21 protein-coding genes are annotated in these 22,591 nt (G+C 73.0%); 5 read left to right on the plus strand and 16 right to left on the minus strand.

Going from position 1 to position 22,591, the window contains the following annotated elements; genetic code table 11:
- Positions 1 to 3: 3 nt before the first annotated feature.
- The 3 genes from ACIQJT_RS01765 to ACIQJT_RS01775 all read right to left on the minus strand — a co-directional run bounded on the left by ACIQJT_RS01765 (position 4) and on the right by ACIQJT_RS01775 (position 3,805).
- A complete protein-coding gene (locus ACIQJT_RS01765; protein ID WP_402640055.1) occupies positions 4 to 1,092 on the minus strand; it encodes a mechanosensitive ion channel family protein in 1,089 nt (362 codons plus the stop codon).
- A 160-nt stretch (positions 1,093 to 1,252) separates the two neighbouring features.
- Positions 1,253 to 2,776 (minus strand): amino acid permease, encoded by a 1,524-nt coding sequence (locus ACIQJT_RS01770; RefSeq protein ID WP_402638989.1) that lies wholly within the window; start codon positions 2,774 to 2,776, stop codon positions 1,253 to 1,255.
- Between the two features lie 39 nt (positions 2,777 to 2,815).
- Positions 2,816 to 3,805, minus strand: a complete 990-nt coding sequence (locus ACIQJT_RS01775) for a hypothetical protein (RefSeq protein WP_402638991.1) — start codon at positions 3,803 to 3,805, stop codon at positions 2,816 to 2,818.
- A gap of 288 nt (positions 3,806 to 4,093) precedes the next feature.
- Between ACIQJT_RS01775 and ACIQJT_RS01780 the strand changes: the two genes are divergently transcribed.
- The 3 genes from ACIQJT_RS01780 to ACIQJT_RS01790 are packed head-to-tail and all read left to right on the plus strand — an operon-like array spanning position 4,094 to position 8,174.
- On the plus strand, positions 4,094 to 5,533 hold the full coding sequence (locus ACIQJT_RS01780; RefSeq protein WP_402638993.1) for an FGGY family carbohydrate kinase: 1,440 nt from the start codon (positions 4,094 to 4,096) through the stop codon (positions 5,531 to 5,533).
- A complete protein-coding gene (locus ACIQJT_RS01785) occupies positions 5,530 to 6,948 on the plus strand; it encodes an FAD-dependent oxidoreductase (protein WP_402638995.1) in 1,419 nt (472 codons plus the stop codon). The genes ACIQJT_RS01780 and ACIQJT_RS01785 overlap by 4 nt, the downstream gene beginning before the upstream one ends.
- Complete coding sequence (locus ACIQJT_RS01790) at positions 6,945 to 8,174, plus strand: FAD-dependent oxidoreductase (RefSeq protein WP_402638997.1); 1,230 nt, start codon at positions 6,945 to 6,947, stop codon at positions 8,172 to 8,174. Before ACIQJT_RS01785 ends, ACIQJT_RS01790 begins: the two co-directional genes overlap by 4 nt.
- A 16-nt stretch (positions 8,175 to 8,190) precedes the next feature.
- Here ACIQJT_RS01790 and ACIQJT_RS01795 read toward each other — a convergent pair whose 3' ends face one another.
- Positions 8,191 to 9,165, minus strand: a complete 975-nt coding sequence (locus ACIQJT_RS01795; RefSeq protein WP_402638999.1) for a YbhN family protein — start codon at positions 9,163 to 9,165, stop codon at positions 8,191 to 8,193.
- A gap of 144 nt (positions 9,166 to 9,309) precedes the next feature.
- On the opposite strand from ACIQJT_RS01795, the gene ACIQJT_RS01800 reads away from it, so the two are divergent.
- On the plus strand, positions 9,310 to 11,217 hold the full coding sequence (locus ACIQJT_RS01800; RefSeq protein ID WP_402639001.1) for an ABC transporter ATP-binding protein: 1,908 nt from the start codon (positions 9,310 to 9,312) through the stop codon (positions 11,215 to 11,217).
- Between the two features lie 26 nt (positions 11,218 to 11,243).
- On the opposite strand, the gene ACIQJT_RS01805 is transcribed toward ACIQJT_RS01800, so the two are convergent.
- The 12 genes from ACIQJT_RS01805 to ACIQJT_RS01860 all read right to left on the minus strand — a co-directional run bounded on the left by ACIQJT_RS01805 (position 11,244) and on the right by ACIQJT_RS01860 (position 21,196).
- Positions 11,244 to 12,461: a PP2C family protein-serine/threonine phosphatase gene (locus tag ACIQJT_RS01805; RefSeq protein ID WP_402639003.1), complete on the minus strand. Its 1,218-nt coding sequence runs from the start codon at positions 12,459 to 12,461 to the stop codon at positions 11,244 to 11,246.
- 129 nt (positions 12,462 to 12,590) lie between these two features.
- Positions 12,591 to 13,160 (minus strand): hemerythrin domain-containing protein, encoded by a 570-nt coding sequence (locus tag ACIQJT_RS01810; protein ID WP_402639006.1) that lies wholly within the window; start codon positions 13,158 to 13,160, stop codon positions 12,591 to 12,593.
- Position 13,161: 1 nt separating this feature from the next.
- Positions 13,162 to 14,364 carry a hypothetical protein gene (locus ACIQJT_RS01815; RefSeq protein ID WP_365454736.1) on the minus strand — a complete coding sequence of 401 codons (1,203 nt, stop codon included), beginning with the start codon at positions 14,362 to 14,364 and terminating at the stop codon, positions 13,162 to 13,164.
- A gap of 185 nt (positions 14,365 to 14,549) precedes the next feature.
- A complete protein-coding gene (locus ACIQJT_RS01820) occupies positions 14,550 to 15,122 on the minus strand; it encodes a hypothetical protein (protein ID WP_402639009.1) in 573 nt (190 codons plus the stop codon).
- The gene (locus ACIQJT_RS01825) at positions 15,119 to 15,988 is read right to left on the minus strand and encodes a cytochrome c oxidase assembly protein (protein WP_402639011.1); all 870 of its coding nucleotides are present in this window, start codon (positions 15,986 to 15,988) and stop codon (positions 15,119 to 15,121) included. Before ACIQJT_RS01825 ends, ACIQJT_RS01820 begins: the two co-directional genes overlap by 4 nt.
- Positions 15,985 to 16,482 (minus strand): DUF2243 domain-containing protein, encoded by a 498-nt coding sequence (locus ACIQJT_RS01830; protein WP_402639013.1) that lies wholly within the window; start codon positions 16,480 to 16,482, stop codon positions 15,985 to 15,987. Before ACIQJT_RS01830 ends, ACIQJT_RS01825 begins: the two co-directional genes overlap by 4 nt.
- Before the next feature lie 13 nt (positions 16,483 to 16,495).
- Positions 16,496 to 18,208 carry a cytochrome c oxidase subunit I gene (gene ctaD, locus ACIQJT_RS01835; RefSeq protein ID WP_402639016.1) on the minus strand — a complete coding sequence of 571 codons (1,713 nt, stop codon included), beginning with the start codon at positions 18,206 to 18,208 and terminating at the stop codon, positions 16,496 to 16,498.
- A gap of 72 nt (positions 18,209 to 18,280) precedes the next feature.
- Positions 18,281 to 19,015, minus strand: coding sequence for a phosphodiesterase (locus tag ACIQJT_RS01840; protein ID WP_365454751.1), 735 nt, complete (start codon positions 19,013 to 19,015; stop codon positions 18,281 to 18,283).
- The gene (locus ACIQJT_RS01845; RefSeq protein ID WP_402639018.1) at positions 19,015 to 19,227 is read right to left on the minus strand and encodes a hypothetical protein; all 213 of its coding nucleotides are present in this window, start codon (positions 19,225 to 19,227) and stop codon (positions 19,015 to 19,017) included. Before ACIQJT_RS01845 ends, ACIQJT_RS01840 begins: the two co-directional genes overlap by 1 nt.
- A 198-nt stretch (positions 19,228 to 19,425) precedes the next feature.
- On the minus strand, positions 19,426 to 19,830 hold the full coding sequence (locus ACIQJT_RS01850) for a hypothetical protein (RefSeq protein ID WP_402639020.1): 405 nt from the start codon (positions 19,828 to 19,830) through the stop codon (positions 19,426 to 19,428).
- A gap of 47 nt (positions 19,831 to 19,877) precedes the next feature.
- Complete coding sequence (locus tag ACIQJT_RS01855; protein ID WP_402639023.1) at positions 19,878 to 20,489, minus strand: hypothetical protein; 612 nt, start codon at positions 20,487 to 20,489, stop codon at positions 19,878 to 19,880.
- Entirely contained in the window at positions 20,486 to 21,196 is a 711-nt protein-coding gene (locus ACIQJT_RS01860) for a YqjF family protein (RefSeq protein WP_402639025.1), read from the minus strand. Before ACIQJT_RS01860 ends, ACIQJT_RS01855 begins: the two co-directional genes overlap by 4 nt.
- Positions 21,197 to 21,298: 102 nt before the next feature.
- Between ACIQJT_RS01860 and ACIQJT_RS01865 the strand changes: the two genes are divergently transcribed.
- Entirely contained in the window at positions 21,299 to 22,546 is a 1,248-nt protein-coding gene (locus tag ACIQJT_RS01865) for a cytochrome P450 (RefSeq protein WP_402639027.1), read from the plus strand.
- The last annotated feature ends 45 nt before the right edge of the window (positions 22,547 to 22,591 follow it).

Here is a 22,591-nt window from a genome sequence, read left to right on the forward strand (position 1 = left end):
GGCTCAGTCGAGCCGGGCGGAGGGCATCTCGCCCGGCTCGACCACCACCGTCTCCGCGCCGCGCTGGTGCGGGATCGACACCGAGCCCTGCTGGAGGGCCACGGTCCGCGTCGGCGCCGGGATCCGGATGCCCTCCTCGCGGTACCTCTTGTGCAGCTGCTTGATGAACTCGTGCTTGATGCGGAACTGGTCGCTGAACTCGCCGACGCCCAGGATGACCGTGAAGCCGATCCGGGAGTCGCCGAAGGTGTGGAAGCGGACCAGCGGCTCGTGCTCCGGGACCGCGCCCTCGACCCTGGTCATGACCTCGGTGACGACCTCGCAGGTGACCCGCTCGACGTGGTCGAGATCGCTGTCGTAGGCCACCCCGACCTGCACCAGGATCGTCAACTGCTGCTCGGGACGCATGAAGTTGGTCATGTTCGTCTTGGCGAGCTCGCCGTTGGGGACGACGATCAGGTTGTTGGAGAGCGCGCGGACCGTCGTCTGGCGCCAGTTGATGTCCTCGACGTAGCCCTCCTCGCCGCTGGCCAGCCGGATGTAGTCGCCGGGCTGGACCGTCTTGGAGGCGAGGATGTGGATGCCCGCGAAGAGGTTGGCGAGCGTGTCCTGGAGGGCGAGCGCGACCGCGAGACCGCCGACTCCCAGGGCGGTGAGCAGGGGCGCTATGGAGATGCCGAGGGTCTGGAGCACGACCAGGAAGCCGATCGCCAGGACCAGGACCCGCGTGATGTTGACGAAGATCGTGGCCGATCCGGCGACTCCGGAGCGGGACGTGGTGACCGTCCTCACGAGCCCCGCGACCAGCCGGGCCGCCGCCACCGTCACCACGAAGATCAGCAGCACCGTCAGCACCTGGTTGACCGTGCGCTGGACGCCCTTGGTCAGCGGCAGGGCTGCCGCGGCGACGGCGAGACCGCCCGCGACCGCCGCCGAGGGCACCACGGTCCGCAGCGCGGCCACGAGGACGTCGTCACCGCCCCACTTGGTGCGGTCCGCGTGCTTGCCCAGCCACTTGAGCAGCATGCGCAGCAGGAAAGCCGCCACCAGGCCCGCGACCACGGCGACACCGGCGCCGATCATGTCGTCCATGGTGAGATCCCGTTGAAATGCCGTCACGTTGCCACCTGTTCGATATTGCGGGATGTGCGATCGCGTCGGCCGTGTGGAGGTTCCGTGGCCGACGCGACCGCTCATCCTGCCGTATCCGACACGGCGGTTCGTACCGGGCGGGGCGCCGGATCGCCTGGTTTCAGACGATGCCCTCGGCGAGTTCGGCCTGTTCCCGGTCGGAGTAGGCGGCGGTCGTGGGCGTTCCGTAGGAGCGCCGGGCCACGAACCACCACACCGTGGCCAGGAGCAGGACGACGGCCAGCGCCACGGAGGCGTAGTTCATCGTGTCCACCGTCACCGGCGAGGACTGCGGCAGGCAGAACAGCACCGTCACACACGCCACCCACACCACAGCCGTCCATCCGATGGGCTTGCTCCACCTGCCCAGGCTCCACGGACCCGGCTGAAAACGGTTCCCCGCGCGCAGCCGCAGCAGGACGGGGATGGCGTACGCGGGTGTGATGCCGATGACGTTGATCGCGGTCACCGCGCCGTAGGCGGTCGCCGAGTACAGCGAGGGCAGGGCGAGGACCCCGGCGACCACGACCGACAGCCACACGGCGGCGACCGGCGTCTGGGTGCGGGCGCTGACCTTCCGCCAGAGCGCGGAGCCCGGCAGGGCCTTGTCCCGGCTGAACGCGAACACCATCCGGCTGGCCGCGGCGACCTCGGCGTTCCCGCAGAAGAGCTGGGCCACGATCACCACGACGAGCAGCGCGCTCGCGCCGTCGGTGCCGAGCCCGTCGAGCAGGATCTGGGCGGGCGGCACCCCGGTCGCGCTGGCCCGGGTGGCGTCGTAGTCCTGGATCGCGAAGGTGAGCCCCGCGAGCAGCACGAACCCGGCGACCCAGGACACCCAGATCGCCCGCACGATGCCCTTGGCCGCCGACACCGAGGCGTTGGAGGTCTCCTCGGACAGGTGGGCGGAGGCGTCGTAGCCGGAGAAGGTGTACTGCGCGAGCAGCAGGCCGATCGCGGCCACGTAGACGGGGTTGTGCCAGCCGGTGTCGTTGACGAACTCCGTGAACACGAAGGACGGTGACCGGTGGCTGTCCGGGACGATCCACAGGGCGCCGACGATGGCCGCCACACCGGCCAGGTGCCACCACACGCTGACCGAGTTGAGCACGGAGACCAGCCGCACGCCGAACAGGTTCAGCACCGCGTGCAGCGACAGGATCGCCAGGAAGATCAGCATGGTCTTCCCCGGGGTCGGCTCGAAACCCCACTGGAGGTTGGCGAAGGCGCCCGCGAACAGGGCGGCCCCGTAGTCGATGCCCGCGATCGCGCCGAGCAGACCGAGCAGGTTCAGCCAGCCCGTGTACCAGCCCCAGCGGCGCCCGCCGAGCCGGTCCGCCATGTAGTACAGGGCGCCGGACGTCGGGTAGGCGCTGGTGACCTCCGCCAGCGCGAGTCCCACGCACAGGACGAACAGGCCGACGCCGGCCCAGCCCCACAGCATCACCGCGGGGCCGCCGGCGCCCATGCCGAAGCCGTACAGGGTCATGCAGCCGGACAGGATCGAGATCACCGAGAAGCTGATCGCGAAGTTGCCGAAGCCGCCCATGCGCCGGGCGAGCACGGGCCGGTAGCCCAGTTCGCGCAGCCGCTGCTCCTCGTCGGGCTGCGGGACCTCGGGGGACATCGACGGTTCTGACGACATACGGAGACCTCCGGTGAAGGGGCGGGGGACGTACGGGAGTCAGGGGCCCTGCACGGCGGACCGGCTGCGGGCCCGCGCCTGGAGGAAGACCTGCACGCCCTGCCCCCGCTCGCCGCTCGCGTCGGCGCGGTAGGACCAGGGCAGCGGCGTGTAGTAGGGACCGAGCGCGTCGAACACCTCGGTCGCCGCCTCGAACCGCAGGGCGCCCCACAGGGCGTGGGCGAGATGGTTGAGGTCGAGCGGGGTGCGCTCCTCGGCGGGGGCCCGCGCGAACCAGGCCTCGTGCGCCCGGCCCGCCTCCCGGACGGCGTCCTCGGCCACCCAGTGCAGGTCGAGCGCGGCGCTGTGCCCGGCGCCGCGCCGGTAGCGCTCGACCCGTACGTACAGCGGCAGCACATGGAGCGCGGATCCCGGCGGGGCGGACTCGGCGGCCCAGTGCGCGTAGCCGACCGCCTCCGCCAGCCGTCCCGAGGAGGCCCGCGCGTACAGGAACTGCAGCATGCGGTGGTGCGCCTCACGGTTGTACGGGTCCCGCTTGTCGGCCTCGGCCAGCAGCCCCCAGGGCCCCGGCGGCAGCATCGGCCCGGGCGGCTCGGCCCGGTGCTCCTCCCACAGCAGCCGGTCGTCGAGCTGGGCCAGGGCCAGCAGGCACACCCAGGGCACCGGGTCGTGGGCGGCGATCCGGGACGCGGTCCGGCTGACGTCCCAAGCCTCGATCCACAGTTCGTGCGTACGGCGGTGCCGCTCGCGCCGGGCCCGCAGCGCGCGCTCCACGGCGACCCGGGCCCGCATCACCGCGGCCGGCACACTGCCGGGCTCCTCGCCGAGCCAGGTCCGCACCACGTCGGTACCCGCCGCCGCCGCGGCCAGCACCTGGGTGCGCTGGGTCCACTGCCACCAGGCGGTGGTCCGCTCCAGCAGGGTGCGCATCGACATCCAGCGGCCGGTGCGGACCTCCTGGAGGGCGGCGCGCAGTTCCGGGTCGTGGCCGGCGGGATCGTAGACGGGGCGTGCTCCTTCTCTGGCCATCACCGGCCCGCCCCGGACGCGGGACCGGGCAGGACGGCGGGGTGGAGTAACAACAGCCCTCCTCGGGGCGGCGGTTGAGGAGATCGCGCGTCGGTCGGCGGTCACTATAGGGGCGGACAAACGACAGCACACCACCTTCCCGATCATTCAGAACTTCTTTTCCTCGAGGGGAAGTTGACTGGTGATCAGCCAGTCAACCCGGGCACGTACCCGCTGGTGGGAGCGGCTTGACGCGGCACGGGCGGCGACGGCAGGCTGTCGGACCGTGATCACTCGGGGAGGCATGTGATGACCGGTCCGGTGCTCGCCGTCGACCAGGGCACCTCCGGCACCAAGGCCCTGGTGATCTGCCCGGAACGCGGTGTCATCGGCACCGGGTTCGCGGCGGTACGGCCCCGCCACCTGCCCGGCGGTCTGGTCGAGGCCGACCCCGCGGAGCTCTGCGACTCGGTGGTCGAGGCGGGTGCGCGGGCCCTGGCCGAGGCGGATGAGCCCGTGGTCGCGCTGGGCCTCGCCAACCAGGGCGAGACGGTACTGGCCTGGGACCCGGAGACGGGCCGGCCGCTCACCGACGCGCTCGTGTGGCAGGACCGCCGGGCGGAGTCCGTGTGCGCCGAACTCTCCCCGCATGGTGAAGAGTTGCGGCAGCTGACCGGACTCCCGCTCGACCCGTACTTCGCCGCGCCCAAGATGGCGTGGATACGGCGGCACCTCACCCGGGAGGGCGTCGTCACCACCAGCGACGTCTGGCTCGTCCACCGGCTCACCGGCGCCTTCGTCACGGACGCCGCCACCGCCGGACGGACCCAGCTGCTCGACCTCGACCGCGCGCAGTGGTCGGAGCGCGCCCTCGACCTGTACGGCCTCGCCGGTGAACGGCTCCCCGAGATCGTCGACAACGCCCGACAGGCCGGTGCGACCAGGGCGTTCGGCCCGGAGATCCCGCTCACCGGTCTGGCCGTGGACCAGCAGGCCGCCCTGCTCGCCCAGCGCGTCACGGCACCCGGCGGCGCCAAGTGCACCTACGGGACCGGGGCGTTCCTGCTCGCGCACACCGGGTCCGCACCCCGGCGCGGCGGTTCGGGACTGGTGAGCTGCGTGGCCTGGCGGCTCGACGGGCGTACGAGCTACTGCCTGGACGGCCAGGTGTACACGGCCGCGTCCGCGGTGCGCTGGCTCACCGACCTGGGTGTCATCGGGGGCGCGGACGACCTCGACGCGGTGGGCGGTGCGGTGCCCGACAGCGGCGGGGTCACCTTCGTCCCCGCCCTGGCCGGACTCGCGGCCCCCTGGTGGCGGGGCGACCTGCGGGGCTCCCTGACCGGCCTCGGCCTCGACACGGGTCCCGGGCACCTGGTGCGCGCCCTGTGCGAGGGCCTGGCCGCCCAGGTCGTGGAGCTCGCCGAGGCCGCCGCGCGGGACCTCGGCACACCGCTGGAAGTCCTGCGCGTCGACGGGGGCCTCACCCGCTCCGCCCTCCTCATGCAGACCCAGGCCGACCTGCTCCAGCGCCCGGTCGAGGTGTCGGCACTGCCGGACGCGACGGCCCTCGGCGTGGGCGCCCTGGCCCGCCTCGGCGCGGAACCCGGCCTGGGGCCGGCCGACGCACTGCCCGACTGGAGGCCGGCCACGGTCTACGAACCGAGGGTGTCACCGCAGGAGGCGGCCGACCGACTGGGCCGCTTCCGCAGCGCGGTCACGGCACTGCTCGAAGGAACGTCCCGGTGAAACGCGCGCAAGGAACCGTCACCCGCCACGGTCCGCTCCCCGCGACGCCGTACGACGTGACGGTCGTCGGCGCCGGTGTGGTCGGCAGCGCGACGGCCAGGGCCCTCGCGCACCACCCCCGTCTCCGCGTCGCGCTCGTCGAGGCACAGGACGACATCGGCCAGGGCAGCTCGAAGGCCAACACCGCCATCCTGCACACCGGCTTCGACGCCACCCCGGGCTCCCTGGAGGCCCGCCTGGTGAGGGAGGGCGCACGGCTGCTCGCCGACTACGCGGCGGCCACCGGCATCCCCGTGGAACCCGTCGGCGCACTCCTTGTCGCCTGGGACGAGGAGCAACTCGCCGCCCTGCCCCGCCTGGCGGACAAGGCCGTGCGCAACGACCGCCCGGACACCCGTCCGATCGGCCCGGACGAGCTCTACGTCCGCGAACCCCACCTGGGCCCCGGCGCACTCGGCGCCCTGCACGTGCCCGGCGAGAGCATCGTCTGCCCCTGGACGACGACCCTGGCGTACGCCACCCAGGCCGTCCGCAACGGCGTCGACCTCCACCTCGGCACCCGGGTCAGGACGGTCGGCCGGGACGACGACACCCACGTCCTCCACACGGAGCGGGGCACCCTGCGCACCCGTTGGCTCGTCAACGCCGCCGGTCTGCACGCCGACACCCTCGACCGTGCCCTCGGCCACGACGACTTCACGGTCACCCCGCGCCGCGGCCAGCTCCTCGTCTTCGACAAGTTCGCCCGCGACCTGGTGCGGCACATCCTGCTGCCCGTCCCCACCGCCCTCGGCAAGGGCGTCCTGGTCGCCCCCACCGTGTACGGCAACGTCCTCCTCGGCCCCACCGCCGAGGACCTGGACGACAAACGGGCCACCCACTCCACCGCCGAGGGCCTGCGGGCACTCCGGGACCAGGGCCGCCGCGTCCTGCCCCGCCTGCTCGACGAGGAGGTCACCGCCGTCTACGCGGGCCTGCGCGCGGCCACCGAGCACGAGGACTACCGCATCGCGGCCCACCCCGGGCAGGCGTACGTCACCGTCGGCGGCATCCGCTCGACCGGACTGACCGCCTCCCTCGCCATCGCCGCGCACGTGACGGACCTGCTCGCCGACGCCGGACTGGACCCAGGGCCCGCCGAGGAGCTCGAACCGGTCCGCATGCCCAACCTCGGCGAGGCGTTCCCGCGCCCCTACCAGCGCCCCGAACTCATCGCCGCCGACCCCGAGTACGGCACCCTCGTCTGCCACTGCGAGCGGGTCACCCGCGGCGAGATCCGCGACGCCCTCACCGGCACGATCCCCCCGGCCGGCCTGGACGGACTGCGCCGCCGGACCCGGGCCCGGGCGGGACGGTGCCAGGGCTTCCACTGCGGGGCCGCGGTGCGGGCGCTGTTCGAGGAGGCGCGGAGGTGAGCGGTGCGCGTCAGGTCGACGTCCTGATCGTCGGCGCCGGCCCCGCCGGACTCGCGGCCGCCGCCCGCCTGGCCGCGGCCGGGGTGGCCCGCGTCGAGGTCCTGGACCGCGAACCGCAGGCCGGGGGAGTGCCCCGGCACTGCGCCCACGGCGGCTTCGGCACCTGGTCGCACCCCCTGACCGGCCCCGCCTGGGCCCGGCTCCTCGTCACCGCGGCCGAGGGCGCCGGAGCCGTCGTACGCCCCGGGGTCACCGCCCTCGACTGGGCGGGGCCGCTGTCGCTGCACACCGTCGGCCCGCGCGGACCGGAGACGATCGAGGCACGGGCGGTCGTCCTGGCCACCGGCACCCGTGAACGCCCGCGCTCCGCACGGCTGGTGCCCGGCACCCGCCCCGCCGGTGTCCTCACCACCGGCGAACTCCAGCAGGCCGTGCACCTGTACGGGCAGCGCGTCGGGGAGCGCGCGGTCGTGGTCGGCGCGGAGGACGTCTCCTACGCGGCCGCCGCCACCGTACGGGCCGCCGGAGCGGAGGTCGTCGCCATGGTCACCGGCCTGCCCCGAGCGCGGACCACACCCGCCCGCGCCGCCGACGCCCGCCTGCGGCAGGGCATTCCGCTGCTCACCGCCACCACGGTCACCGAACTCCTCGGCCACGGCCGGCTGTCGGGCGTGCGGGTGCGGCACCGTGACGGCAGGACGGCCGTACTGCCCTGCGACACCGTCGTGTTCACCGGCCAGTTCGTGCCCGAGCACGAACTCGCCCGGCGCGGCGGGCTGATCCTGGACACCGGCACCCGGGGCCCGGCCGTCGACGGGGCGCTGCGCACCTCACGGCCCGGCGTCTTCGCGGTCGGCAGTGTGCTGCACCCGGGGGAGAGCGCGGCGGCCGCGGCGCGCGAGGGGACGCGCGTGGCCGGCGCCGTCCTGGAGGCACTCGCCGGAGCCGGAACCGGAGCCCCGGACGGCGTCCCGCTGTCGGTGGCGCCGCCGCTGCGCTGGATCGTCCCGAACCGGGTCGCCCCGGCCGACCGCGGGCCGTACGTCCTGCGCACGACGGCCCCGCTGACCCGCCCGCTGCTGCGGGTCACCCAGGACGGCCGCACGCTGTACCGCCGGCGACTGGCCAGGGCGGTTCCGTACCGGCCCCTCACCCTGTCCGCGCGCTGGACCCGCCTGGTCGACCCCCGGGGCGGTCCCGTGCGGGTGACGCTCGGCGACCAGTGAAGGACACGAGCGCCGGTCAGATCACCTTCAGCCGCACCAGCGCGCCGAGCGTCAGCGCTCCCGGCACCAGCGGCACCCAGACCGTGATGATCCGGTAGGCGAGCACCACCGCCGTGGCCACGGCCGCCGGGCCGCCCGCCGCCACCAGCGCCATCACCAGGGCCGCCTCCACCGAACCCACCCCGCCCGGCGTGGGCACCAGCGCCACCGCGCAGGTCGCCGCGAGGTAGGCGAGGGCCATGTGCGCGGGCGGCACCGACAGCCCCATCGCCCGCCCCACCATGGCGAGACCGGCCGCCTGGAGGGCCGGGAAGGCCAGCGAACCGCCCCACAGGGCGAGCGCCCGGGACGGCCGCGCGTGCACCGAGCGGGCCTCGCCGAGCGCGGTCCGCAGGAAGGAGCCCACCGCCGTGCGCACCCGGCGGACCCCGGCGAGCACACCCACGGCCACCACCAGCACCGCGACCACGCCCAGCAGCAGCGGACCGGCCGCCGTGCCGGGCAGCAGGGTGCCGAGCCGCAGCGCGCCCGGGAAGGCGACGAGCAGCGCGCTCAGCAGGGTGAGCCGGCCGACCGACTCCGCCAGCAGGTACAGGGCGAGCGCGGCCGACGAGCGGGCGAGCGGCACCCCGCACACGGTCATGAAGCGCAGGTTGACCGCGCTCGCGCCGAGGCCCGTCGGCAGCAGGTGGTTGGCCGCCCCCGCCGCGAACTGCGTGGCCAGCAGCCGCCGCCGGGGCAGCCGCTCCACGACGGCGCCCTGCCGGGTGAAGGAGGCGGCCACCCACGTCAGACAGGTGGTGCCGACCGCGGCCGCGAGCCACGGCCACTGGGCGTGCCGCAGATGACCGAAGCCCTCGGCGAGCACCGAACGGTGCCGCACCGCCACGACGGTGACGAGCAGGAGCGGCACCAGGCACAGGATCTGGCGGATACGGCGGACGGGGAGACGCCGGAAGGCGCGTCCCTGGGGGAGTTCTACCGCGGTCACACCGGGAGAGACTTTCCCCGTCGCGCCAACGGCGGGTTGCGGAATCGGGGCCGGGGGCTTGCGTACCGTCATCGAGTCCTTCGGTCCTGCGGTCGGGGTGCGGGCGTTGACCTCGACAACGCTTGAGGTTCTAGGTTCTCTCCCATGAGCATGGAGACCACAGCCTGGACACAGCTGCACAGTGTCATGAACGCCGAGCAGGAGCGCCGCCCGTTCGCCCGCGCGACGCTGCGCCGCATCGGCGCGTTCGCCCGCCCGCACCGTACCCGTATCGCCCGCTTCGTCGTGCTCGGGGTGGCGACCGCGCTGCTCGCCGTGGCCACGCCCGTGCTGGCCGGCAACGTCGTGGACGCGATCGTGTCGGGCGACGACGAGGGCAAGGTCGTCCGTCTGGCCCTGCTCATCGCTCTCATCGCGGTGGCCGAGGCCGCGCTCGGCATCCTCGCCAGGCGCCTGTCGGCCACGCTCGGGGAGGGACTCATCCTCGATCTGCGCACGGCTGTGTTCGATCATGTGCAGCGCATGCCGGTCGCGTTCTTCACACGCACTCGTACGGGAGCGCTCGTCTCCCGTCTCAACAACGACGTCATCGGCGCCCAGCGCGCCTTCAGCAACACCCTGTCCGGCGTGGTCAGCAACCTGGTCACGCTGCTGCTGACCCTCGTGGTGATGCTCACCCTGTCCTGGCAGATCACCCTGCTCGCGCTCGCGCTGCTCCCGGTGTTCGTGATCCCGGCCCGCCGCATGGGCACCCGGATGGCCCGGATGCAGCGCGAGGCGGCCGCCCTCAACGCGGCCATGGGCACCCGGATGACCGAGCGCTTCTCCGCTCCCGGCGCCACCCTGGTCAAGCTCTTCGGCCGCCCCGAGCAGGAGTCCGTGGAGTTCGCGGCCCGCGCCCGGCAGGTGGCCGACATCGGCGTCCGCACGGCCACCGCCCAGTCGGTGTTCATCACCGCCCTGACCCTGGTCTCCGCCCTTGCCCTCGCCCTGGTCTACGGCCTCGGCGGCTGGTTCGCCCTGCGCGGCAGCCTGGAACCCGGCGCCGTGGTCTCCCTCGCCCTGCTCCTGACCCGCATGTACGCCCCGCTCACCGCCCTCGCCGGCGCCCGCGTCGAGGTGATGAGCGCGCTGGTCAGCTTCGAGCGGGTCTTCGAGGTGCTGGACCTGAAGCCGCTGATCGCGGAGAAACCGGACGCCCGCGAGGTCCCCGGGGGACCGGTAGCCGTCGAGTTCGCCGACGTGCGCTTCGGCTACCCCTCCGCCGACAAGGTCTCCCTCGCCTCCCTGGAGGAGGTCGCCTCCCTCGACACCCGCGGCGGCGCCGAGGTCCTGCACGGCGTCTCCTTCCGCGCCGAACCCGGCCGGACGGTCGCCCTCGTCGGCTCCTCAGGCGCCGGCAAGTCGACCGTCGCACAACTGCTGCCGCGGCTGTACGACGTCGACGAGGGCGCCGTCCGCGTCGGCGGCGTCGACGTCCGCGACCTCACCGCGGACTCCCTGCGGGCGACCGTCGGCATGGTCACCCAGGACGGCCACCTCTTCCACGACAGCGTCCGCGCCAACCTGCTGCTGGCCCGCCCGGAGGCGAGCGAGGACGAGCTGTGGGACGCCCTGCGCCGTGCCCGCCTCGACACGCTCGTGCGGTCCCTGCCGGACGGCCTGGACACCGTGGTCGGCGAGCGCGGCTACCGGCTCTCCGGCGGTGAACGCCAGCGCATGACCATCGCCCGGCTGCTCCTGGCCCGCCAGCGGGTCGTCATCCTCGACGAGGCCACCGCCCACCTGGACAACACCTCGGAGGCGGCCGTCCAGGAGGCGCTCACCGAGGCGCTGGAGGGCAGGACGGCGATCGTGATCGCGCACCGGCTGTCCACGATCCGCACGGCCGACCTGATCCTGGTGGTCGAGGACGGACGGATCGTGGAGCGCGGCACGCACGAGGAGCTGCTCGCGTCGGACGGCCGGTACGCGGAGCTCTACCGGACCCAGTTCACCTCACAGGACGGCGGGGTGCCGGAGATCGCGGGGGCGGGCGAGGCCGTGGCCTAGGCACACGGCCGCGACGGGCGCCCGGGTCAGGGGACCAGCCGGTCCTGGTGGCCTGCCCGCCACTCGGTGAGCAGGACGGTGGCGTCGTCCTCCAGCTTGCCCGAGTGATGGTCGAGGACCGCGTGCATCAGCCGGCGCAGGGTCTCGTGGAGGGTCTGCCGGCCGGAGTGGTGGCGCACCACGAAGTCGACGAACCGGTCCCGGCCGAACCGCTGCCCGGTGGTGTCGCGGGCATCGACGATCCCGTCGGTGTACAGCAGGAGCCGGTCGCCCGGCTCCATCTGGTGCCGGCTGACGACGATCGGCAGTTCGAGGCAGGTGCCCATCGGCCCGGCCGGAGGGCAGGTCAGTTCGGCGGTCCAGCGGTTGTCGCGGATGACGAGCGGCAGGTGGTGACCGCGGTTGATCCAGGTCAGGTGTCCCGTGTCGAGGTCCAGGTCGGCCAGGATGCCGGTGACGTACCGGCTGGTGCCGAAGTGGGAGACGAGGACGCCTTCGACCGCCCGGCTGGTGTCGGCCAGCGAGGCCCCCTGCCGGCGGGCGTTGCGACAGGCGGCCACCGCCACGTTCGCGGTGATCCCCGCGGTGGTGTCGTGGCCCATCGCGTCGAACACGGACAGATGAAGGGTGTTGCCGCTGACGGCGTAGTCGAACGCGTCGCCGCCCATCTCGTAGGCGGGCTCGCTCGCGGCACCGACGGTCACGTCGTGGCCGGCGAAAGCGGGCGGCGGCATCAGCTTCCACTGCATCTCCGCCGCCACGTTCATGGGTTCCGTGCGCACCAGCCGGGCGTAGGAGTCACTGAAGGACCTCTTGCTGAGCAGGATCAGGGCCACCAGGGAGGCGAGGTCGCGCAGGTCCTGCCGTACGTTCCCGTCGTCGTCCTCGGTGTCCGCCCGGAGCACTCCGATGCGCTCGACGCCGTCGGTCACGGGCACCCACCACCGATGCCGTCCGGAAGGTTCGCGCGGAGGCTCGGCGAGGAGCGCCACCCGCTGGTAGGCCCGTCCGGGCAGGGTGCCGTCGATCCGGATCTCCTCCCCGCCCGCCGCCGCGTCGGGGCCGCGACCGGTGATCTGCCGCAGCAGGGTCTCGCGGATGTCGACGGCGAAGACGGCCACGTCGTACGTCCCGGCCGCCTCCGCATGGCAGGCGATGAGGCCGGGCAACTGCTCCAGCGTCACCGTGTGCGCGGCCTGCATCAGCCGCCGCAGCATCCGCCCGGTGTCACCGGTGTTCTCCATGCCACCACCCCGGTCGCACGATGGGTCACCCCTCGCGTACCCGTGACCGGACACCTGACTCCTGAGCCGCGGCCGTCACTGCCGAAGCCACAGCCCAGGATGGTTGTGCCGGACCGGTGGGGCGGCCGGTCAGCCGTCCTTGCCCATGGCCTTGCGCACGGCGTCCCGGGTGCGGTCGACCACGGCGGCGATCGGGCCCAGGGCCATGTTCTTGGCCGCCGACTCGGTCCCCGGGTGCGGGTGGGTGGGGGCCACGGCCTCGGCTGCCTTCAGCGCGGTGGCCATGGAGGACAGCCGGGCCTTGTCCGCGTGCCGGCGGATGTGGTTGAACTCGTACCGCTCCTCGGCGCGGGCGTGCTTCATCACGTCCAGGCGCAGCGTCATGAGCTCGGGCAGGAACTTCGGGTCGTCGGTGTCCATCCCGTCGAGCCGCGACAGGAGCTCCTTGGCCTCCCGCTCCTCGGCCAGCCGCTCGTCCGCCACCTTCGCGCCGTCCGGCACGGAGGTGCGGGTGAAGGGACGGACGACCTCCTCCTCGGCCGTCTCGTGCACGGCGAGAAGCCGGACCAGGTTCCGGAACGCCGCCCGGCGTTCGTCCCCGGCCGTCCGCTCCACCTCGTCGAAGAGGTTGCGGATGTCACCGTGCTGACGCATCAGCAGGGCCACGACATCGGCGTCGCTCGCGGCGATCCCGGCCATGTCAGCTCCTCTCCCGGGAGGCGACGTCGGGGTGCTCGCCCTCCGTCTCGATGCGGTACTCGCGGCCGAACATCTCCCGGTGCTGGGCCATCACCCGCTCGCTGGGCGGCTCCTCGCCACCGTGGATCTGCTCCTGCATCTTCTCGAACCGCTCGTGGGCGTCGCGGACATAGCCGGTGCCCAGCGTCGTCAGATCCATCTGGGTGTCCAGCAGACCGCGCACGAACTGCTTGTTCTCCTCGAAGGTCAGTACGTTCGGCAGCTCCGGGGCGAGGATCTCCTGCGGCTCACGGCCGTCGTGACGGCGCATCAGGTCGCAGGCGATCCGCAGGTGCTCCAGCTCCATGTTCAGGTGCAGCTCCCAGACCGCCTTCACCTTGGGGTCGGGCTCCTGCTCCATGAACGAGTGGTACAGGTAGCACTCGTTGTACTCGTGGGTGACGAGCTGCTCCCACCACGACTCGCCCGGGTCGACGAGGGACTCGTAGTGGGTGACGTGCTCCTCCTCGATCAGCCCGATCTCCTGGTAGAGCTGGCGGGCGATCGGCTCCATGTACTGGGGGCCGACGTTCATGTAGAAGTTCATGGTCTGCTGCTCGGCCGACATGATCGTCAGCGCGTGCAGCCGGGACAGCGGGTTGACCGTCGTACGGTCGTAGGGCTCGCGCACGTTGTCGGCCGGGTGCCGGTGGTGGAACTTGGTCGGCCGTCCCGGCATCACCTCCGTGAGCCCTTCCACGATCGACTCCGCCTTGCGGTGCTCGATCATCTCGTAGAGGTTGGCGTACCGGTACAGGTGGTCGAAGTCCTCCAGGACGCCGAACTCGTACGCCTGCTTCAGGTACGGGTCGGGCTCGTGGCGGGCGATCCAGCCGGTGAGGTCGACCGCGACCTGCTCGTAGGAGATGGTCGTCTCCAGGACCGAGGCGAGGCCGGGCAGCAGCCAGTTGACGACCTTCTGCTGCTGCTGCTCGATGTAACGGACCTCCGCCAGCTGCCGTTTGACGTCCGGGTCGGGACAGTGGCGGGCGAACTGGTGGCTGAAGAGGATCGCCTCGACCTCGATGCCGTTCATCGCGATGATGCGGCACTTGGTGTACGGGTCGCCGCGGTCGGGGTCGACCGGCTCGACGTCGAGCTCACGCCAGTTGCGCAGCTGGCGGTCCAGAGGGATGCCTTGGTGTTCCAGGGGGTTGAAGCCCATGAGTGTCTCCTAGGACTAGGGCCGGAACAGAGCCGCGCGGGTACCCGTGCCGGTGCGGTGTAACCAGGCGGTGAGGGACGAGAAGAAGCGGAATCGGCCAGATGCCGGGACGCCCGCTCCGCCTCCCGGGCAAGCGCCTGCGCGCCGACGGCCGCCCTCCGTCCGCACCGGCGTGTACCGGCAGGTCACGGCGGTGAGCTCGGCTCCGCCGCGGGGGTCGACGCGGGGTCCGGCCGCATCGCGGGGAACAGCAGTTCCGTGGCGGCCCTCGCGTGCAGGGAGTCCAGCGTCTTGATCTGCCGCGCCGCCCGGCGCAGCAGTTCCTCCAGCCGGTCGGCGTCCAGCCGCGAGTCCTGCGCCGACGCGGCGAGCAGCCCGCGCCACAGCGAGGCCTTGCCCTGCGCGCCCAGCCGCAGCGCCTCCAGCTCGATCAGCAGGGCGAGTCCTGAGCGGCGCAGCAGACGCCCGTTGGGCTTCAGCCGCGCGGCCTTCTCGCCCAGCCAGGCCCCGTACGTCTTGTAGCGCCTGACGGGGACGTCGAGGTCGGCGAGGAGGCGTACCAGGGCCTGCCGGTCCTGGGAGATCTCCTTGCACAGGTTCTCCAGGCTCTCGCCATAGGCCGTGCCATGGTGCTCCTGCGTCATGCGGCGGGCCAGTTCGACGCCCGCCGTCGCGCCGGCCAGGTGGTCGTTGAGATAGATCACCAGGCGTTTCTGCCGTGCCGGACCGTCGATCGAGGTCCGTGTCGTCGTGTTCATGGTTCCCCTCCGGACGCTGGAGTCCTGTGCCGGCCTCCGAGTGCCCCGGCCGGGCCGGTCGACCACCCGGTCGCGGAACCCCGGCGCGGACGACGGGCTCGGGCCCGCCCGGTGGCGGCGTACCAGCCCACCCCCATCAGCACGGCCAGCCCCGCTTCCACGAGGTCGCCGCCGTAGTACATCCACTGGGCGCCCTGATGCAGGTCGGCGGCGCTGAGAACGGTGCCGGGCGGGGGCCGGGAGTACAGCGTGCGGGCCAGCACCGCGTGCGCGGCCCCGGCGGCCAGTACGGCCGTACCGCGCATGGCGAGGCCCCGACGGCGGCGTACGGGATCGAGCCCGCCCACCGCGAACGTGAACAGCAGTCCAGCCAGCACCATGTGCACCAGGACCGCGCCGTGGACCCACGGCCGGTCCGCCGTGGCCGCGAACAGGCCGGTGCGGTACAGCAGCCACAGCCCGCCCATGTCCAGGACGGCCGCCAGCGGAGGGAAGAGCAGCAGACCCACGGCACGGGAGTGCGCGAGCGCCACCAGACGCCGCCGTACCCGGCCGGGGGCGAGGGCGCGCAGGGCGAGGGTGAGGGGGCGGGCGGCGACGAACAGCAGCGGGGCCGCCATGCCGACGACCAGGTGCCGCACCACGTGCTGGGTGAACGGGCCGCCCCACGGCTCGCCCAGCGTCGCCCAGGCCGTGGCCGAGCCTCCCGCCACGAAGGACATGTCCCGGGCCACCGGCCAGGCGTCCCCGCGCCGCCGCAGCCGGCCCGCCGCCGCCAGATAGCCGGCGGTCACCAGCAGCGCGGCCCCGGCCACCACCAGCTCGGCCGGTCCCGGGGCGCCCGGGTGCACATGGGCGGGGCTCATCCCGGACGTTCGCCGTCCCCGTGCCGCCGCCGCGCGGCACGCACGGCGAGGCCCGTGCCGGCGAGCAGGAGAAGCAGCCCCGCGAGGTTCCACGCCACGTCGTACGGGGTCACGTCGACGCCGTAGCGGATCTGGTGCAGGCGCAGCAGCTTGTGGTCCACGACCCCGTCGAACAACTGGAAGGCGCCCATGCCGAGGAGGAGGCCCGCCCAGGCGTGGGGTACCGCCAGGGCACGCCGGCGGCGCAGGTCGGCGTAGAGGAAGAACCCGGCGCACAGGGCGAGCACTTCGGCGGTGTGCAGGAGACCGTCCGAGAGCAGACCCGCGCGGGAGGTGGCGCGGTCGTAGAAGTGGTGCCAGCCCAGGATCTGGTGGAAGACGATCTCGTCGACCGCCGCGGTGACCGCCGCCCCGATCAGCGCGCACACGGCCATGGACCGGCGTGCCTCGACGCGCGGGCCGGGGGCGGTGTCCTGCCTGACCGATGCGGTCATGGCTGCGTCCTCCTCAGCGGCGTTCGCCCTCGTGTCCCTCGGCGTCGATGGCGTCGCGCCGACCGCTGTGCCGCTTCTGGTCGTACTCGGCGATGTCGGGGTGGTGCAGGTCGAAGGCGGGTGACTCGGAGCGGATGGGCGGGAGAGCGGTGAAGTTGTGGCGGGGCGGCGGGCAGGAGGTGGCCCATTCCAGGGAGCGGCCGTAGCCCCAGGGGTCGTCGACCTTGACGCGTTCGCCGTACTTGGCGGTCTTCCAGACGTTGTAGAGGAACGGCAGGGTGGACAGGCCGAGGAGGAAGGCGCCGATGGAGGAGACCGTGTTCAGGGCGGTGAAGCCGTCGGCGGCCAGGTAGTCGGCGTAGCGGCGGGGCATGCCCTCGGCACCCAGCCAGTGCTGGGCCAGGAAGGTGGTGTGGAAGCCGACGAACAGCGTCCAGAAGTGGATCTTCTCCAGGCGGTGGTCGAGCATCGTGCCGGTCATCTTCGGCCACCAGAAGCTGAATCCGCCGAACATCGCGAACACGATCGTGCCGAACAGCACGTAGTGGAAGTGCGCCACCACGAAGTAGGTGTCGTGCACGTGGAAGTCCAGGGGCGGGGAGGCGAGCAGGACACCGGTCAGGCCGCCGAAGAGGAAGGTGACCAGGAAGCCGGCCGCCCACAGCATGGGTGGTTCGAAGGACAGCGAGCCCTTCCACATGGTGCCGATCCAGTTGAAGAACTTCACCCCCGTCGGCACGGCGATCAGGTAGCTCATGAAGGAGAAGAACGGCAGCAGCACGGCCCCGGTGGCGAACATGTGGTGCGCCCACACGGTCACGGACAGTCCGGAGATGGCGATGGTTGCGCCGACCAGGCCCATGTAGCCGAAGATCGGCTTGCGGGAGAACACCGGGATGATCTCGGTGATCACGCCGAAGAAGGGCAGGGCGAGGATGTAGACCTCGGGGTGGCCGAAGAACCAGAACAGGTGCTGCCACAGGATCGCCCCGCCGTTTCCGGGGTCGAAGATGTGCGCCCCGAACTTGCGGTCCGCCTCCAGCGCCAGCAGGGCCGCGGCCAGGACCGGGAACGCGAGCAGCACGAGCACCGACGTGAGCAGCACGTTCCAGGTGAAGATCGGCATGCGGAACATGGTCATCCCGGGCGCACGCATGCAGATGATGGTGGTGATGAAGTTGACCGCGCCCAGGATGGTGCCGAACCCGGACAGCGCCAGGCCCATGATCCACATGTCGCCGCCGAGGTAGGGGGTGCGCTCACCGCCGCTGAGCGGGGTGTATGCGGTCCAGCCGAAGTCGGCGGTGCCGTTGGTGGTGAACATGCTGCTCACGACGATCAGTCCGCCGAAGAGGAACAGCCAGTACGAGAACATGTTCAGCCGCGGGAAGGCGACGTCCGGGGAGCCGATCTGCAGCGGCATGATCGCGTTGGCGAACCCGGCGAAGGTCGGGGTGGCGAACAGCAGCAGCATGACCGTGCCGTGCATGGTGAACGCCTGGTTGTACTGCTCGCTGGAGAGGAACTGGAGCCCGGGCCGGGCCAGTTCCGCCCTGATCGCCATCGCCAGCACCCCGCCGACCAGGAAGAAGCAGAACGAGGTGATCAGGTACAGATGACCGATCTTCTTGTGGTCGGTCGTGGTCAGCCAGGACACGACCACGCGGCCCCTGCCGCGGCGGCCCGCCGCAGGAACCGGAGCGACAGGTTCTGTGTGTGTGGCCATCAGCCCGCCTACGGTGCCTCGAGGGTCGTCGTGTCGGGCAGCGTGTAACCAGCCTGCCGGAATCCAGTCCTGTCACTTTCCGCCGCGGCCCGCCCGGGAACCCCGGTAGGCGGCGTCGCGTGTCCGGGCCAGCGCGCTGACCGGGGAAAGGCCGTCGAGGCTGTGCCCGTAGACGTCGAACCCGGGGCTTTCGTCCTCCCCCAGGGCCAGCGGTTCCCCCACCGTCAGGACGGCGAACGGACGCCAGGACCGCCCGGTGGTCTCCGCGCACAGGTCGAAGACGAGCGGTCCCACCGCCAGGGCCTCGCGCAGACGTGCCGGATCGCCGTGCACCGGTGCCTGCCGGGAGAGGCGGGGAAAGGCGGCCAGGACGCCGCGGCTGTCGCCGACCCGGTAGGGGAGGAGGCTGGAGTAGGGACCGCCCAGGACGTCGGCCCGGGGCAGTGGGAGGTGCCGGGCGAGCGGGTTGCGGCCGCAGCTCGTCAGCAGCAGGTCGAGCGGGCGGTCCGCGCCTCCGGCGTCCGCCACGCGTACCGCCAGACCCAGTCCGTCGGGCAGCCGCCGGGGCAGACCGGCGGCCCGGGAGAGCCTGACCCGGGCGGCGTACCGACCGGGACGGTCCAGCCAGGGCACCCCCCAGGCGGCGCCGCCGTCGGGGACGACATCCAGTCCGGCCGTGCAGGTCAGACCCTGCGGGTGGAGGGCGGGGGCTCGCCGGAGCCGGGCCAGCCGGCGGAAACCGCTCTCCGCCAGGGACGCGGGCCGTGCCGTCGGACGCTGCCGCAGGTCGCCTCCGTCGTCACGCATCACGGACCGGACCAGCCGCTCTCCCACGCCGCGCGCTCTTCACCGCGCTCGCCGTTCTCGTCCTCCGCGTCCTCCGCCTTCTCCGCGTCCTCCGCCTCCTCCGTGTTCTCGCCCTCGGCCTGGGACGGGGTCGTGCGGGGCACGTCCCGCTCCTCGTCCGGTGCGGCTTCCTGCCGTTCGCCCTCCGCCTGGGACGGGGTCTGCTCACTCATCGTCGGCCTCCTGCGGGGTGTCCGGTGTCTGCGGTGGATGTGCGGGACGGGCGTGCCCTGGCGCCCGTGGGGGGAGAGAGGGAGCTCGGAGCTGGGCGGGCAGACGGTGCGGCGCTTCCTTCGCGTCGGCTCCGACGGCCCGCCGGAGCTCCTCGCCGCCGAGGAGGCGGCCCGGCGGCGGGAACGGCAGCCGGTTCCTCACCGCCTCCCGCTTCTTCCGCGTGCGGTGCCCCGGCCGGAGGCGGGCCGCAGCCAGGTGCTGATCCATCCGGTCTGCATCGCCGCGTCGAGGAGGTACGTCGGCCGGATCCGTCCTGTGGGCACGTAGACCAGATCGACGGCGAGCAGGGTCAGAGCGGTGCCCAGACCGATCCGGCGGGCCTGTTCCGGCCCACGGGGGTCCGAGGCCGCCGCGAGCTGGGCCAGACCCGCGGAGACCAGGAGCCCGCCGGTGGTGCGCTGGAGCCACACGTCGGTCTTCGGCCCGAAGACCCACTCGAAGCTGCGCAGGTGCACCAACGGCCACAGACCGCCCACGACGTTGAAGGCCCCGTGCGCGACCGCGACGCCCTGTCCCGGCCTCCGTCTGCTCGTCCCGGTCATACGTCACCTCTCGTCCGGACGGGCCGGGTACCCCTGGGCGGGCATCCTCACTCCGGGGCCAGGGCCACCGTGGTCGTGACCCGGGTGAGCGAGGGCTTCCTCGGCACCGACCCGAACCCGAAGCGCACGGGCGGCGCGACGGGGGCCATGGCACCGAGGTCGTCGCCCCCGAAGGCCGCCGTCACCGAGTCGACGGGGCGCAGGTCCCGAGCGCCGTACCACTCCCGGCGGCCCCCTGCCGTACTGCCGCGGGTACGCACACCGGGCAGCAGCACGCGGGCCGGGAGAGCCGTGAGCGCGCACCAGACCGGCTGCCGCGCGAGCGGGGCGGGCACCGCCCGCAGCAGCAGACCCAGCCACTGGCGCCGGCCCACGGTGAAACGCAGGTCGAGAGGGCCCGCCGCCACGCTCCAGGTTCCGTCGGTGACGCGTACGCCGACCGGCACGACCCGCACGGTGTCGAAGACATAGGTGTCGCTGACGAAGTCCGCCGTCTCCCGCGTCGGCGCGAGCAACAACCGCTCGCCGTCGGGCCGTTCCAGCATCACATCGCTGAACGGCCCGAACGGCGACCGCGGCCAGTGCCCGAGCACGACGCGGGTCCCGGAGGCCGTGCCCAACCCGGCGATCCAGCCGTCGAAACGCAGGTGCCCGCTCATGCGACCACGGGCCGTGAGGGACCGAGCCGGACGTGTCCGACCCCGGGGGAGTAGTGCACGACGGGCTCGTCGAGCGGGACGGGCAGCCCCGCCGCGGCGGTCAGCGTCTCCTCCAGCACGTCGACGGCCGCACCGGCAAGCGGCCACGGCTCGTGCTCGACGGGCGTCTCGAGGACAACCCCCAGCCGACGGGTGTACGCCCGCCAGCGCGAGGTCAGCCACACGTCACGCTCCGTCGGCTGCACGGGCGCGCCGGGCCGTACGACGAGCCGGTAGGCGACCCGGCCGGCCCCGCGCGAGCCGGTGTACGACACGGTGTCGCCGTCCGTGGCGACGCGCAGGTGTGCCGGCGTGTACGGCGCCCCGACCACGCGAGCGGCGAGCATCAGCGGGCAGGCCACCTGGATGGACAGGAACCAGATCCCGTCCCGGCCGTCCCCGCGCCGCACGTAGGTCCGCAGGTTGGTCTCCGCGAACGACGGGAGTCCGGGCACGGCGGCGGGAACGCCCATGGGGCGCACGTCCGCCATCACGAAGGGCGTGAGCCCCACCCACGCCACGCCGTCGTACTCGTCCACGGCCGGCTCCCGGGGCACCAGGGCCCGCACCGCCTCCGGCGGGAACGGCCAGTGCACGAAGGTCTGCCGCAGCCACCGGGCCCGCAGGACCGGCACCCGCACCCGCTGTTCGGCTCCGTGGGCCACCACGAGCGCCGGGTCCCCGCCCCGGGACGGCGAAAACGCACAGGCTGCGGGGCGGTACGGCCCGGGCCGCGTTTCCGGCCGAGGGGGACGGGCACTCGCGGCGCCATGAATCAGAGTCGTCCGCCGCTCGCCGACAGCTCGCTCGCCCTCCTCGCCAAGGGCTACTCCTGGCTGCCCGACCGTTGGTGCCGCACCGCCGCCCCGCTCGTGCGCACCCGGCTGATGGGACAGCACGCCGTAGCCCTGCACGGCCCGGAGGCGGTGCGGTTCTTCTACGACGAACGTCATGTGGAACGCGGCACGGCGCTTCCCGGCCCGGTGCTCAGCACCCTGTTCGGCCATGGCGCCGTGCACACCCTGGACGGACAGGCGCACCGGGTGCGCAAGGAGATGTTCCTGTCCCTGCTGACCGGGCCCGAGGCGGTCGCCGGACTGGTCGACCGCGTGACCGAGGTCTGGGACGAGGCGGTGCAGTCGTGGCCCGAGCGTCCGGTCGTCCTGTTCGACGAGGCGAGCCGGATCCTCGCCCGGGGCGTCTGCCAGTGGGCCGGAATCCCCGTCGACGACGCGGATTCCGTGGCCCGCGACATGGTCGCGATGGTCGACGGCTTCGCCACAGCGGGACCGCGCCACTGGCGGGCACGCAGGGCCAGGGCACGCAGTGAGGCCTGGCTGGCGGGTCTGGCCGAGGAGGTGCGCGCGGGCGACGCCACGGCCCCCGCGGGGTCGGTGCTGGAGGCGGTCGTCCGGCACCGGGACGCCGACGGCCGGCCCCTGGACCCGCACACCGCCGCGGTCGAACTGCTCAACGTCATCCGTCCCACCGTCGCCGTCTGCTGGTTCGTCTCCTACGCCGGTCACGCACTGCGCACCCCCGGCGTCAGGGAACGGCTGCGCGAGGACGACCCCGCCTACGCCGTCGCGTTCGCCCACGAGCTGCGGCGCTTCTACCCCTTCGCGCCCTTTCTCGGCGGCCGGGCGGTGACCGATCTGGAATGGCGGGGCGAGCCGATCCCGTCCGGCACCCTGATCCTGCTCGACCTCTACGGGCAGAACCACGATCCCGACCTCTGGGACGCCCCGTACGCCTTCGCCCCGCAGCGCTTCGTGGGGCGGCCGCCGCGGCCCGACGAACTCGTGCCGCAAGGCGGCGCGGACCGGGCCGCCGGCCACCGCTGCCCCGGCGAGGACGTCACCGTCGCGCTGCTCGCCGCCCTCGGCCCGCGACTGGCCCGACTGGAGTACGACGTGCCCGAACAGGACCTGCGGATCCCGCTGAACCGCATGCCGGCGCGGGTGCGCAGCGGTTTCGTCCTCCACACCGTCCGCACCCCGGTCCCGGCGCTCCACTGAGGGCCACCGCCCCAGCCCTGCGCCCGCTGCCCGCCCGGTGCCTCA

This window comes from Streptomyces sp. NPDC091972 (assembly GCF_044756385.1).
GTDB lineage: Bacteria > Actinomycetota > Actinomycetes > Streptomycetales > Streptomycetaceae > Streptomyces.